Here is a 13,649-nt window from a genome sequence, read left to right on the forward strand (position 1 = left end):
GGAAATTATACAACTTCAAATCAAAATTATACAACATTTAACATTCTGCCAACTTCAACAAAAGCACTGATTGCCTTATCTAAGTGGGCTTGTGTGTGAGCTGCAGATAACTGTACTCTAATTCTTGCTTTATCTTTAGGAACTACTGGGAAAAAGAAGCCTATAACATAAATCCCTTTTTTCAAAAGCTCATCTGCCATTTTTTGTGATAATTTTGCATCGTACAACATCACTGGAACTATAGCAGAGTCGCCATCAATGATATCAAAACCTGCTTTTTTCATCCCGTCTTTGAAATAATTAGTATTCGATTCCAATCTATCACGCAATGAAGTATCCTTTTCTAATAATTCAAAAACTTTAATAGAAGCCCCAACAATAGCAGGCGCCAAAGAATTAGAAAACAAATATGGTCTGGAACGTTGACGTAATATTTCAATGATTTCTTTTTTGGCGGTTGTGTACCCTCCCATAGCACCACCAAGTGCTTTTCCTAATGTTCCTGTAATAATATCAACTCGACCCATCACCCCTTTAGCTTCGAGAGTTCCTTTTCCGGTTGCACCAATGAATCCAGCTGCATGACATTCATCAACCATAACCATCGCATCATATTTATCCGCTAAATCACAGATTTTATCCAACGGAGCTACAACACCGTCCATAGAAAAAACACCGTCCGTAACAATTAATTTGAAACGAGTTCCAGCCGCTGTCGCTTTGATCAATTGCTGCTCCAAATCTTCCATATTGCTGTTTTCATACCGATAACGAGCCGCTTTACACAAACGAACTCCATCTATAATGGAGGCATGATTCAAACTATCTGAAATTATCGCATCATTTTCTCCTAACAAAGGCTCGAAAACACCGCCGTTTGCATCAAAAGCTGCGGCATAAAGAATAGTATCTTCGGTACCATAGAATTCTGCTATCTTTTTTTCCAATGTTTTATGAATATCCTGAGTTCCACAAATAAAACGAACTGATGACATTCCGAAACCATGGGTATCCAAAGCGTCTTTTGCAGCCTTAATAACTTCTGGATGCGAGGACAATCCAAGATAATTATTGGCACAAAAATTCAAAACAGTTTCTCCCGTAGAAATAGTGATTTCTGCTCCTTGAGGCGAAGTGATGATTCTTTCTTTTTTGAAAATCCCATTATCTTCAATAGTTTGTAATTCTGCTTGAAGATGCTCTTTTATTTTTCCGTACATTAGTTTGTGTTTATTAATTCGTTTTATATTTATAAATATCTCAAGCTACAAATTTACTACATCGATTTCTTTTCCTATATATATAAGTGCTTTTTTTATCACTTTATACCCCATTAACTCAATTGCCGTTTGATAATTCTCCAATTGCTGTTGGTATTTCGCATTATGCGTTCCTGTTTTATAATCCAGCAACAATACTTCTTTGTTTTTTGTTAAAACCATTCGGTCCGGTTTAATGGTTTTACCTTGTTTTTGAATAATAGTTTGCTCGTTCAAAACTTCATTTCCTTCAGCAAAACAAATCTCTAGTTCACTATGATTGACAATTTCTTGAATCGTATTAAAAACTGTTTCTTTTTGACCAAAAGTTATCAATCCGTTTTCAATAGCCTTTGTAATTGCCAAATCAATATCTTTTTTAGTTTTCACAAAAGATAAAATTTCGTGAATTACATTTCCGTATTCTATAGCTTCCTGCTGATGCGTTCCCCACATTAAAGCTTCACGCTGCGCAATTTTTATGTTTTTTGGATTTAAAATTTCCGAAACCAAAGGAATCGTTTTTGAAGTATCAACGTGTTGTTTTGCTGAAGATAATTTCGTTACATTTCCAAATTCATACTCAAATTTATTTTCATCAAAACCAACTTTGCTATCCAAATAATTAATAAAAAAACTACACATATTATTCTTTGGAATTTCTCCTTTACTGGACAAATTCATATTCGAAATCACATATAATTGTTCCTCCGCTCTAGTCAAAGCCACGTACAAAACATTAATATTATCCAATAATTCTTCCTGCTTTTTTTGATTGTAAACCTCAGCAGCTTCTTCACCAAACCCTTCTACCGCGCTGCTGTTGTCAATTAAAACTTTTGGCAGGCCAAAATCTTGTTCCGCTGCATTGAGCCACAACTTGTCTTTGGGTTTCCTAGTGTAATCTTCCTCAGCAAAAGGAAAAATAACCACCGGAAACTCCAATCCCTTTGATTTGTGGATCGTCATAATTCGAACCGCATTAGTCCCTTCAGGAGACGGAATGCTAAATTTCTCCGCATTTTTGTCCCAAAAACTCAGAAAATCAGAAATTCCAGCTTGATTGCGAATGTCTCGCTCTAAAACAATGTCTAGGAAATATTGAACATAGGCATTGCTAATCTTTGGGTTTAGGAATTTCGAAATAATAACCTCAACGGCTTCATACAATGATTTTTTTCTAATGTTTTGAAATGTAAGTGAAACATCAAAACCCATTAACCAATTTTCGAAATCAATTTCTTGAAACAACGCCATTCCTTGGGCAATAAAATCATGAATTGGTAATTTATCCTGACTGTTTTGTGCTAAATATTGAAGGAAATTTGCTTTGGATTCCAAATCAGCACAGTTTTTCAAGTATTTTAATAAATGAATAATCAATCGGACTTCGGTGGCGTTTTGAATCATCAACGTTTCCGAAGACAAAAGTGGAATACCTTGCTTCGTCAAATAATTGGCAATCGCAATTCCTTGACTTCTTTTTCGGGTAAGAATAACGATGTCTTTGTATTCAAATCCTTTTTGCAGTGATTTTTGAATCGTATTTAAAGTCGCCAAAACATACAAATCGGTTTTATCCAAAGCTTCTTCACCTGAATTGTCGGAATCTTCCAAACTTTCAACTTTTGGAATAAAAGAAATATTCACATAGCCACCGGTTTTATCATTCGTTTTTTGATGGCTGTGATTTCCATACAAATCTTTATAATCCAAATGCTCGAATTCATTGGATAACAATTTAAAAAAATCATTGTTGAATTCAATTATTTGCGAATAACTGCGGTAATTTTTATCTAAATGTTCGAGTTTTTTATCGGGATTATTGAACGGATTTTGGTCTTTACTCAATTCAATAAACTGTTCCGCTTTTCCGCCACGCCATCTGTAAATGGATTGTTTTGGATCGCCCACAATCATCAAAGTCCCTTTTACACCAAAATCATCCTGACCTGAAAGCGCATTATCAATCAGCGGAATTAAATTCTGCCATTGCATTTCAGACGTATCCTGAAATTCATCAATAAAAAAATGACGGTAACGCTCGCCCAATCGTTCGTATATAAAAGGAGCGGGCTGGTTTTGGATCTCCCGATGAATAATCGCATTAAATTCGGAAATAGAGAGCACATTTTGTTCTTCTTGAATTTTAGCCAATTCATTGCTGACCGTATTTAATAACGATAAAGGTGTAATATTTTTCAAGAAGGCTTTGTAGAAATTTATCTTTTCGAACGTTTTATACACTTTGTCCAGGAATTGTAATAAATCAGGAATTATGTTTTCAATAATTGCACGGTCTTTTGCCGTTTTATTGATTTTTATGTCATCAAATTCGTGATAGGTTTTATTTTTTGGATTAAACTTTCCTTCTTGAATACTCAACAAATGTTTTGGAAAATGTCCCGCCGAAAATGATTTCGTGTCAATTCCGTTTTTATCGATCAGTGACAAGGCTTCTTCCGCAAAAACGATACTTTCTTTTTCTAAAGCTTTACACGCTTCGGTTAATTTGGATTTGATTTCAACAAATTCAGCAATGGATTTATCCTTAAAATGCGTAACTTCATTTCTATTATTTTCGTTTAAAACCAACCGACCGGTTTCAAGAATTTCACGAGAAATATCCCAAGATTTGTCATCATCGGTTTTTTCCATTGTGAAATCAATTAACAGCTTGGTTAATGTTTCATCTTCTCCGGCTTGCGCGATAATAGCATCGACGGCTTCAATCAAAAGATTTTCGGTATCCAATGTGACTTCAAAAGTCATGGGTAAATTCAAATCGTGCGCAAAGGCACGAATGACTTTATGCGTGAATTTATCAATGGTCGAAATATCAAAAGCAGCATAATTATGAATAATGTGCTTGATGATTTGCTGTGATTTGGTTTTTATTTCAATGATAGAAAGTTCCGTATCTATAGCCAAATCCTGCATTAAATCCTGTGCTTTTGAACTTGGTTCGTCTTTGGCAAACTCGGATAAACTGCCTACGATTCGGCTTTTCATTTCGTGTACCGCTTTGTTGGTAAACGTAATGGCGAGAATGTTTCGATAGGCGTCATTTTTTTTGGCAACAAGAATGATTTTCAGGTATTCTTTGACAAGCGCGTAGGTTTTTCCGGAACCTGCTGATGCGTCGTATATGGAGAAGGAAGGTCTTTGCATTACGATTTTAGATTTCTGATTAACGATTTTAGATTTCTGATTTCTGATTTCTGATTTCTGATTTAGAATTAGCGTTCTAATTTCCCAAATCCCATAGCCCTGATGGAAACGGCATCCTTTTTATAAGGTGATTTTTCATCACCTTATAAAAAGATATAGTGAACAGCAGGAAATAGCTTCTAAAAACACAACAATTTTTAGGTAACTTTTAAAATTTGTCCCGAAACTTCGGGATAAAACTTAAAAGTAGTATTTTTGCAGCATGGAAACAAATAGACAGAAAAAAATAGGTGGGGTTATCCAAAAAGATTTGGTTGACATTCTGCAAGGTGAAGTGAGAAAAAACGGAGTAGCTAATTTAATTATTTCGGTATCCAAGGTTACGGTAACTACAGATTTATCAGTAGCGACAGTGCATTTAAGCGTTTTTCCTCAGGATAAAGCCAAAGAAATTTTAGAGGCGGTGAAGTCCAATGCTAAAAACATAAAGCATGATTTATCCCAACGCGTTCGTTTGCAATTGAGAAAAGTACCTAATTTGGTTTTCTTTATTGACGACTCTTTGGACTATATCGAAAAAATTGACAATGCCTTAGCGAATAGGGATAATCCTATAGAAAACAGAGACCTTCTGGACAAACGTAGATTTCAATAAAACTTGAATTTCCCCCTTTACATCGCCAAACGCTATATTCGCAGCAACAGTAAAAACAATGCGATCAACATCATCAATCGGATTGCCAGCATGGGAATTATTGTTGGCGCAATGGCTTTGTTTGTGGTTTTATCTGTTTTTAGCGGGCTGAAAGTTTTTAGCCTTTCCTTTACCAATGACATTGATCCCGATTTAAAAATAAGCAGTACTTTAGGGAAATCATTTATTGTTTCTCCAAATCAGGAGATCCAAATCAAGAAAATCGAAGGTTTGGTTTCTTATACTAAAATAATAGAGGAGCGGGTTTTATTCACTTTTGACGGAAAACAGGAAGTTACATACTTAAAAGGTGTTGATGCTAATTTTAGCAAAGTAAATGCTATTGAAAAGAAACTTTTCAACGGGCAATGGCTCAAACCGAATACATATCAAGTAGTGGTTGGTTACGGAATTGCCCAGAAATTCTCGATGGGATTGCTCGATTTCAATCGTCAATTGGAAGTTTTAGTTCCAAAACCGGGAAAAGGTGCAATTGAAAATCCGGAACAAGCTTTTAATAAATCCGATCTAATTCCTGTTGGAATTTATGCCATCAGCGAAGATTTAGATTCTAAATATGTTTTTGCCGATTTAGGTTTAGCACAAGAATTATTGGAATACAAAACCAATCAGGTTTCTGGGATTGAAATCAAAGTGAAAGCTGGCGCGGATGAAAGTGCCATTTCAGACGAACTCCAAACTATTTTCAATAATAAAATCACCTTAAAAAACAGGGCTCAACTCAACGAATCCTTGTATAAAATGTTGAATACCGAGAATATTGCCGTGTATTTAATCTTTACTTTGGTGATTGTTGTGGCGCTTTTCAATTTGATTGGCGCATTGATTATGATGATTTTGGACAAAAAAGGAAACTTGAAAACCCTTTTTAATCTAGGAACCGAAATCAAAGATTTGCGAAAAATATTTCTGCTTCAAGGTACTTTATTGAGTGTTTTTGGCGGAATTATCGGGTTGGTTTTAGGGATTGTAATTGTGTTACTGCAACAATATTTTCAACTGGTTATGATTACACCTACACTGGCGTATCCCGTTGTTTTCTCTCTTGAGAACGTATTGATAGTTATGGGAACAATTGTCACTCTTGGCTTTATTGCTTCGCTGATTGCAAGTAGTCGCGTGAGTAAAAAGTTATTAGAGTAAGATTTCAGATTGAAGATTAACGACTTTTGATTTCAGATTTAAAAAAAACAAAACGCAAATTGCACTACTTTACACGAAATAATTTGTGCTAATTAGTGAAATTTATGTGTGAAATATCTAATTAAACAACCTCATAACCCGCATACGCTTCTTCAATTTCATTCAAAGCGGCGAACAATTCTTCCGGACGATCTAGAGTTACCAATTGTTGTTTGAAGGGTTTAAAAGAGTGAATTCCTTTGAAATAATTGGTATAATGTGGTCTTGTCTCAACAATTCCCAATCGTTCTCCTTTCCATTCCATGGCCCAAGTGAGGTGATTTCGCACTGCTTCGACTCTATCAATAACGGTAGGCTTTGGCAAATGTTCTCCCGTTTTAAAGTAATGTTTAATTTCGTCAAAAATCCAAGGATAACCAATCGCAGCACGACCAATCATGATGCCATCAATCCCGTATTCGTTTTTGTACTGTAATGCTTTTTCGGGGGAATCAATGTCGCCATTACCAAAAATGGGCATGGTAATTCTTGGATTGTTTTTCACTCGGGCAATGTGCGACCAGTCGGAATGGCCTTTGTACATTTGCGCACGAGTTCTGGCGTGGATGCTTAAAGCGGCAACACCAATGTCTTGCAGACGCTCCGCAACTTCATCAATATTTATCGAATTATCGTCCCAACCCAAACGGGTTTTTACAGTTACTGGCAAATGGGTACTATTGATAACAGCCTGAGTCAAACGAATCATCAAATCTACATCTTTAAGAACCCCGGCTCCGGCTCCTTTACAAACTACTTTTTTGACGGGACAACCAAAATTAATATCTATTAAATCCGGGTTTACGGTAGATACAATCTTAGACGACATGGCCATGGCTTCTTCATCTCCACCAAAAATCTGGATCCCAACAGGACGTTCATAATCAAAAATATCTAATTTCATTCGACTTTTAATGGCGTCGCGGATTAATCCTTCTGAAGAAATAAATTCCGAATACATCATATCGGCACCATGAGCTTTACACAATCGGCGGAAAGGCGGATCGCTCACATCTTCCATAGGTGCAAGAAGTAAAGGGAATTCGGGTAATATTATGTTGCCAATCTTGATCATCTTCATGTATTTTGGTGCAAAAATAAGGTTTATAGGCTATTGATTAAAATATTTTTTTTTCAGTCAAATATTTCCAGTACCGTTTGGGTACGTGTTGTACATGCAATTTTGTGTTTTTTCTTTCTTTTATGTTGGTATGGTCAAAATATTCTACCCACAACTTTTGATAGTTTATTTCTTTTTCATCAAAAAGAGAATCTCCTTTTTGCAGTAAAATTTGCTTGTCGTTATCCAAAGTAACTATCTCTGTAGTTTTCAAATCATAATATACACCATAGCCTCTTTTAAAATCATAAATCATCCATTTTTGGTCTTGGTACCGATTTTTAAAATGCCTAATAATAAGTGTAAGTACATTAAAATCGGGATAAATTGCTGCAAAATAAACGCTATCTTTCAACAATTCAAATCGCACAAAGGCTTCCATTCTATGTTTTTCTCTGCCTACACTTTTAACCAGCTTAGACACTTGTAAAACATTCGGATTGGAAAAATCTTTTAAAACATTAAGGGTCGGATTTTCAACAGCATATTTTATAACTCGGTATAAAACATTCTCTACATTTTCGGTTTCCGACAAAAAAGCATACAACAGTTCTCTAATTCCGTTTTTTCCTACTTGTTTTTCCAGTCGTGCTAAAACTCTATCAGATTTTTCGATATTGGTGTAAACTGGAATGATCGTGGCGAAAAAGGAATTTTGGTTCGTATTGGAAGGCATAATACTTACGTCCGCGTATTTGAATTCGAATATTTCAAAAACAGCAGTAAAAAAACCTTCTAAAGTATTATCGTAGAAAAGAATCGTCATTCAGTAGCGTTAATTGATTGCTAAAAGGGTTTTCGAACTTACTTTTTGTTTCGTTCAATATAATATTCTTCAAATTTATCGAATCCAAAAATTGAAGACTTTTATTGACATTAGCAACTGTTATAAAATATTTTGCTCTATTACTTGCAACTCCCATTTTTTTTATGTGTTCTAAAGTAAGACTTTGAAAACGCCTAGCATTGATAATTTTATAAGCTGATTTGACTCCGATTCCTGGAACTCTTAGGATCATCTCAAGGGACCCAAATTGAAGGTTTACCGGAAACTTATCAATATTTCGAAGAGCCCAACCTAATTTTGGATCTACTTCTAAATCTAAGAAAGGATTGTTTTTTTCTAAAATTTCATCAGCTTTAAAACCATAAAAACGCATCAACCAGTCCGCTTGATACAATCGGTTTTCTCTTATTAGTGGAACCTGAGAGCCCAATGGTGGTAAACGGGTATCATTAGAAATAGGAACATAGCCCGAATAATACACTCTTTTTAGGTTGAAATCATTATAAAAATGATCAGCAACTTTTATGATCTGAAAATCCGTTTCTTGGGTGGCGCCGATAATAAGCTGTGTACTCTGACCTGCTGGGGCAAATTTCGGAGTCGATTTAAATTTTTTCTTTTCCTCTTTGTAAACTAAAATTTCATTTTTCACAAAACCCATCGGTTTTATCATTTGCTGATGATTTTTGTCTGGAGCCAATAATTTTAAACCAGATTCTGTAGGAATCTCTAGATTCATGCTTAACCTGTCTGCATACAAACCTGCTTCGCGCATGAGTTCATCACTGGCGTCCGGAATACTTTTTAAATGAATGTATCCATTGAAATTATGTTCTAATCGGAGTTTTTTGGCAACCAGAACCAGGCGCTCCATGGTATAATCGGCATTTTTAAAAATACCCGAACTCAAGAACAAGCCTTCTATGTAATTTCTACGGTAAAAATTAATGGTTAGATCTACAACCTCGTCAACAGTAAATGCTGCGCGTTGTATGTCGTTACTTTTTCTGGTTACGCAATAAGCACAATCATAAATGCAAAAATTGGTGAGTAAAATTTTCAGCAAAGAGACACAGCGCCCATCCTCAGTATAGGTATGACAGATACCTGAAGCAGAAGAATCTCCTAATCCTTTGTTGGTGTTTTTTCGGTTGCCACCACTTGAGGAACAGGAAACATCATACTTTGCTGCATCCGCTAGAATTTCCAGTTTTTCTTTTACTCGTTCGTAATTCAATTTTTTACATTTTAGGGAATACAAATTTAGCTATAAAAAGAATATTCTTTTACAAAGCAATAAACATTTAAGATTTGTTTAATACTTAATTGAACGCATTAAATATTAACTAAAATGTTAAAAACTTTGCAGTATATTTGCCTTCTTAAATGCTTGGTATTTTGGCCAATAAATTGAATGAACAACAAAAATGAAACACATTAGGAATTTTTGCATTATTGCACATATTGATCACGGGAAAAGTACGCTTGCTGACCGTTTACTTGGTGCTACCCAAACAGTAACTGCTCGTGAAGAAAAAGCGCAATTGCTAGACAACATGGACCTAGAGCGCGAACGTGGCATTACGATTAAGAGTCACGCGATTCAGATGGAATACACGTATAAAGGACAAGAATACATCCTGAATTTGATTGATACTCCGGGACACGTGGATTTTTCGTATGAGGTTTCTCGTTCGATTGCGGCATGTGAAGGCGCACTTTTGATTGTAGATGCAGCGCAAAGTATTCAGGCGCAAACCATTTCGAATTTATATTTGGCTTTGGAAAACGACTTGGAAATTATTCCGGTTTTGAATAAAGTGGATTTACCCAGCGCGAATCCTGAGGAAGTAAGTGACGATATTATTGATTTACTTGGCTGTAAATTGGAGGATATTATTCATGCTTCAGGTAAAACTGGTTTTGGTGTAGAAAATATATTGGCAGCGATAATAGAAAAAATTCCGCCTCCATCAGGAAGTGTTGAAGAGCCGTTACAAGCATTAATTTTTGATTCGCATTACAATCCGTTTCGAGGAATCGAAGTTATTTTCCGTGTAAAAAACGGACAGATTAAAAAAGGTCAGAAGATTAAATTCATGGCTACCGGGAATGAATATTTCGCGGATGAAATTGGCACATTGAAACTAAATCAAGTTCCGAAACAAGTCATTTCAGCCGGTGATGTTGGGTACTTGATTTCTGGAATTAAAGAAGCGAAAGAAGTAAAAGTAGGCGATACGCTGACGGATGCGAAAACACCAACAACAAATATAATTAAGGGTTTTGAAGATGTGAAACCAATGGTTTTTGCTGGAATTTATCCTGTAGATACTGAAGATTATGAGGAGTTGAGAAACTCTATGGAAAAACTACAGTTGAATGATGCGTCGTTGGTGTTTTTACCGGAAAGTTCTGCCGCTTTGGGATTTGGTTTCCGTTGCGGATTCTTAGGAATGTTGCACATGGAGATTATCCAAGAGCGCTTGGAAAGAGAGTTTAACATGACTGTAATTACTACCGTTCCCAACGTTTCGTATTTGGCTTACACCAAAAAAGATCCTACAACGCCACTTATCGTAAACAACCCTTCGGATTTACCGGAGCCTTCTCGTTTAGACCATGTTGAAGAACCTTTTATTAAAGCAACTATTATTACTAAATCCGATTATGTGGGGAATGTAATGAGTTTGTGTATCGAAAAACGTGGGTTGATTACCAATCAGACGTATTTGACTACGGAACGTGTAGAGCTGACTTTTGACATGCCATTAGCAGAGATTGTATTTGACTTTTACGACCGTTTGAAAACTGTTTCTAAAGGATATGCCTCGTTTGATTATACTCCAATTGGGATGCGAACTTCTAATTTGGTTAAAGTGGATATTTTATTGAACGCTACAATTGTGGATGCTTTATCATCCTTGATGCATGCCGACAATGCGTATCACATTGGTAAAAAAATGTGTGAAAAACTAAAAGAATTAATCCCACGCCAGCAATTTGACATTCCTGTTCAAGCGGCAATTGGGGTAAAAGTAATTTCTCGTGAAACGATAAAAGCGTTGCGTAAAGACGTTACCGCCAAATGTTATGGTGGGGATATTTCTCGTAAACGTAAATTATTGGAAAAACAGAAAAAAGGTAAAAAACGAATGAGACTGGTTGGAAATGTTGAAATCCCACAGGAAGCGTTTATGGCGGTGTTGAAGTTGAATGATTAAAAATTATTCTAAATTCTGACCCGAGTAAAGCAAACTGGCGAAGCAATTTTAAATTATAAATGAAACCTGACGATGTAAAAACTGTCAGGTTTTTTGTTTTTATTTATCCTTTAACCATTCAAACAATCGTTTGGCATCTTCGAATTTAAACAATTGTGTTCCTTCATTCATCGTTGCTGCTGAACCGCAAGCGACTCCCCAACGAATTACTTCTTTCAGGTTTTTATTTTGCGAAAGCGCCCAAACCATTCCGCCAACCATACTGTCACCGGCACCTACAGTGCTTTTTTTAGCAACATTGGGAGCAGGAACAAATTCGTAAGAATCTTTTGTAACCAATACTGCGCCTTGCGGACCAAGGGAAACGACTACAATTTCGGCGCTACCTTTGGCTATGATTTGTTTTGCAGCTTCGTTTACTTCTTCCAATTCCAATCGCTCCACACCGATCAATTTTGCCAGTTCTCCAACATTTGGTTTGATCATATAAACGCCAATTTCTAATGCTTTTTGTAATGATTCACCAGAGGTGTCCACAATTAATTTAGCATTTGTTTTTTTTGCGATTTCTGCTATTTTTCGATAAAAATCTGTTGATAAACCTTCATTCAAACTACCGCTGGCTACTAGAAATTTTGATTTAAAACCAGCTATGGTCTCTAGAATTCTGTTGGTTTCTTCTTCTGAAATTTGACCCCCTGTAAATCCAAATCGGTATTGTGAATTGGTGTTGTCATCCACGGCGACGAAACTTTCTCTGGTCCAAATTTGAACTTCGATAGCTTTAAATTCAACGGATTCCTTAGCCACCAATCCCTCCAGCATTTTACCCATTGGTCCACCAGAAGTAAAGACTGCTAAAGACGTCCCTCCTAGACGGGAGATTGCCTTAGAAACATTGATTCCTCCTCCTCCAGCATCATATTGAGGTTCAGCACATCGTATTTTTTGTTCTGGGACTAATCCTTTAAAATGAGTGCTTTTATCTAAAGCAGGATTAACGGTAAGGGTAACGATATCAAATGTCTTCATTTTATGAGATTTAACTAATCTAAAGGTCGGATAAAATTCATGAAAATAGATGTAATTCACGGCGAATATTTCTTTGTATATTTGCAAACTCAAAACAAAGAAAAAATGATTGAAGATAAAAACCCACAACGCACAAGTATTGCCCAATTAGGAGAATTTGGATTGATAGACCATTTGACGAAAAACTTTGAAATTAATCAACCTTCGACTTTTAAAGGAATTGGGGATGACGCTGCTGTTTTGGATTTTGCAGCTAAAAAAATAGTCATTTCTACCGATTTATTGATAGAAGGTGTACATTTTGATTTGGCTTACATGCCCTTAAAACATTTAGGTTATAAAGCTGTTGTAGTCAATGTTTCTGACATTTGCGCAATGAATGCAAAGCCAACACAAATAACGGTTTCAGTAGCGGTATCCAATCGTTTTCCTTTGGAAGCATTAGATGAATTATTTGCAGGAATTACGCATGCAGCACGTGAATATAATGTAGATGTTATAGGTGGAGACACTACCTCATCTCAAAAAGGACTGATTATTAGTATTACCGCCATTGGTGAAGCTGATGAAAATGAAATCGTGTATAGAAACGGTGCCAAAGAAACTGATTTATTAGTGGTTACAGGAGATATTGGAGCGGCTTATATGGGATTACAGGTTTTAGAAAGAGAAAAGCAAGTTTTTCAGGTTAATCCAAATTCACAACCGGATTTAGATGCGTATACCTATTTGATAGAACGTCAATTAAAGCCGGAAGCACGTAAAGATGTTCGTACCTTATTGCATGCCTTGGAAATAAAGCCAACTTCCATGATTGATATTTCTGATGGATTGTCATCGGAAATTATGCATTTGTGCAAGCAGTCTAAAGTGGGTTGTAATTTATATGAAGACAAATTACCAATCGATCCGCAATTTATTAATGTTTGCGAAGAATTCAACATTGACAGTACAACCGTTGCGATAAACGGAGGAGAAGATTACGAACTGCTTTTCACCATAGCCATGGAAGATTTTGAAAAAATAAAAGGGAACCCAAATTTTACGATTATCGGTCACATGACACAAGAAAGTGAAGGAATCCATTTAGTAACTCGGGCCAATACGAAAATTGCTTTAAAAGCACGTGGTTGGGATGCTTTGAGCGAATAAATATATA

General features: G+C 36.0%; 10 protein-coding genes. 4 read left to right on the forward strand and 6 right to left on the reverse strand.

Annotation, left to right across the window (positions count from 1 at the left end; translation table 11 throughout):
- Positions 1–26 precede the first annotated feature (26 nt).
- Positions 27–1,220 carry a glycine C-acetyltransferase gene (kbl, locus tag ACNQGD_RS03575; RefSeq protein ID WP_417998332.1) on the reverse strand — a complete coding sequence of 398 codons (1,194 nt, stop codon included), beginning with the start codon at positions 1,218–1,220 and terminating at the stop codon, positions 27–29.
- Positions 1,221–1,265: 45 nt separating this feature from the next.
- Positions 1,266–4,430 (reverse strand): UvrD-helicase domain-containing protein, encoded by a 3,165-nt coding sequence (locus tag ACNQGD_RS03580; RefSeq protein WP_417998333.1) that lies wholly within the window; start codon positions 4,428–4,430, stop codon positions 1,266–1,268.
- A 262-nt stretch (positions 4,431–4,692) separates the two neighbouring features.
- On the opposite strand from ACNQGD_RS03580, the gene rbfA reads away from it, so the two are divergent.
- On the forward strand, positions 4,693–5,085 hold the full coding sequence (gene rbfA, locus ACNQGD_RS03585) for a 30S ribosome-binding factor RbfA (RefSeq protein ID WP_367756553.1): 393 nt from the start codon (positions 4,693–4,695) through the stop codon (positions 5,083–5,085).
- A gap of 3 nt (positions 5,086–5,088) precedes the next feature.
- Complete coding sequence (locus ACNQGD_RS03590; RefSeq protein ID WP_417998334.1) at positions 5,089–6,288, forward strand: ABC transporter permease; 1,200 nt, start codon at positions 5,089–5,091, stop codon at positions 6,286–6,288.
- Between the two features lie 121 nt (positions 6,289–6,409).
- Here the strand turns inward: ACNQGD_RS03590 and dusB are convergent, their stop codons facing one another.
- Genes dusB through ACNQGD_RS03605 form a run of 3 tightly spaced genes read right to left on the reverse strand, consistent with a single transcriptional unit; the run spans position 6,410 to position 9,471 of the window.
- Positions 6,410–7,402: a tRNA dihydrouridine synthase DusB gene (gene dusB, locus ACNQGD_RS03595; RefSeq protein WP_416842394.1), complete on the reverse strand. Its 993-nt coding sequence runs from the start codon at positions 7,400–7,402 to the stop codon at positions 6,410–6,412.
- A 43-nt stretch (positions 7,403–7,445) separates the two neighbouring features.
- On the reverse strand, positions 7,446–8,213 hold the full coding sequence (locus tag ACNQGD_RS03600; RefSeq protein WP_417998335.1) for a TIGR03915 family putative DNA repair protein: 768 nt from the start codon (positions 8,211–8,213) through the stop codon (positions 7,446–7,448).
- Positions 8,191–9,471, reverse strand: coding sequence for a putative DNA modification/repair radical SAM protein (locus tag ACNQGD_RS03605; RefSeq protein WP_417998336.1), 1,281 nt, complete (start codon positions 9,469–9,471; stop codon positions 8,191–8,193). The genes ACNQGD_RS03600 and ACNQGD_RS03605 overlap by 23 nt, the downstream gene beginning before the upstream one ends.
- A 190-nt stretch (positions 9,472–9,661) precedes the next feature.
- Here ACNQGD_RS03605 and lepA point away from each other — a divergent pair, with 190 nt between their 5' ends.
- Positions 9,662–11,458, forward strand: coding sequence for a translation elongation factor 4 (gene lepA, locus ACNQGD_RS03610; RefSeq protein ID WP_416842391.1), 1,797 nt, complete (start codon positions 9,662–9,664; stop codon positions 11,456–11,458).
- Between the two features lie 99 nt (positions 11,459–11,557).
- Here lepA and ACNQGD_RS03615 read toward each other — a convergent pair whose 3' ends face one another.
- Positions 11,558–12,490, reverse strand: coding sequence for a 1-phosphofructokinase family hexose kinase (locus ACNQGD_RS03615; RefSeq protein ID WP_417998337.1), 933 nt, complete (start codon positions 12,488–12,490; stop codon positions 11,558–11,560).
- Between the two features lie 105 nt (positions 12,491–12,595).
- Here ACNQGD_RS03615 and thiL point away from each other — a divergent pair, with 105 nt between their 5' ends.
- Positions 12,596–13,642, forward strand: coding sequence for a thiamine-phosphate kinase (thiL, locus tag ACNQGD_RS03620; RefSeq protein WP_417998631.1), 1,047 nt, complete (start codon positions 12,596–12,598; stop codon positions 13,640–13,642).
- The last annotated feature ends 7 nt before the right edge of the window (positions 13,643–13,649 follow it).

The sequence above is a fragment of the Flavobacterium glucosi genome (assembly GCF_048286535.1).
GTDB lineage: Bacteria > Bacteroidota > Bacteroidia > Flavobacteriales > Flavobacteriaceae > Flavobacterium.

What these genes read in the sequence shown, in the direction of transcription:
- kbl (WP_417998332.1), bottom strand. Translation starts at nt 1,220, where the DNA reads ATGTACGGAAAAATAAAAGAGCATCTTCAAGCAGAATTACAAACTATT.
- ACNQGD_RS03580 (WP_417998333.1), bottom strand. Translation starts at nt 4,430, where the DNA reads ATGCAAAGACCTTCCTTCTCCATATACGACGCATCAGCAGGTTCCGGA.
- rbfA (WP_367756553.1), top strand. Translation starts at nt 4,693, where the DNA reads ATGGAAACAAATAGACAGAAAAAAATAGGTGGGGTTATCCAAAAAGAT.
- dusB (WP_416842394.1), bottom strand. Translation starts at nt 7,402, where the DNA reads ATGATCAAGATTGGCAACATAATATTACCCGAATTCCCTTTACTTCTT.
- ACNQGD_RS03600 (WP_417998335.1), bottom strand. Translation starts at nt 8,213, where the DNA reads ATGACGATTCTTTTCTACGATAATACTTTAGAAGGTTTTTTTACTGCT.
- lepA (WP_416842391.1), top strand. Translation starts at nt 9,662, where the DNA reads ATGAAACACATTAGGAATTTTTGCATTATTGCACATATTGATCACGGG.
- ACNQGD_RS03615 (WP_417998337.1), bottom strand. Translation starts at nt 12,490, where the DNA reads ATGAAGACATTTGATATCGTTACCCTTACCGTTAATCCTGCTTTAGAT.
- thiL (WP_417998631.1), top strand. Translation starts at nt 12,596, where the DNA reads ATGATTGAAGATAAAAACCCACAACGCACAAGTATTGCCCAATTAGGA.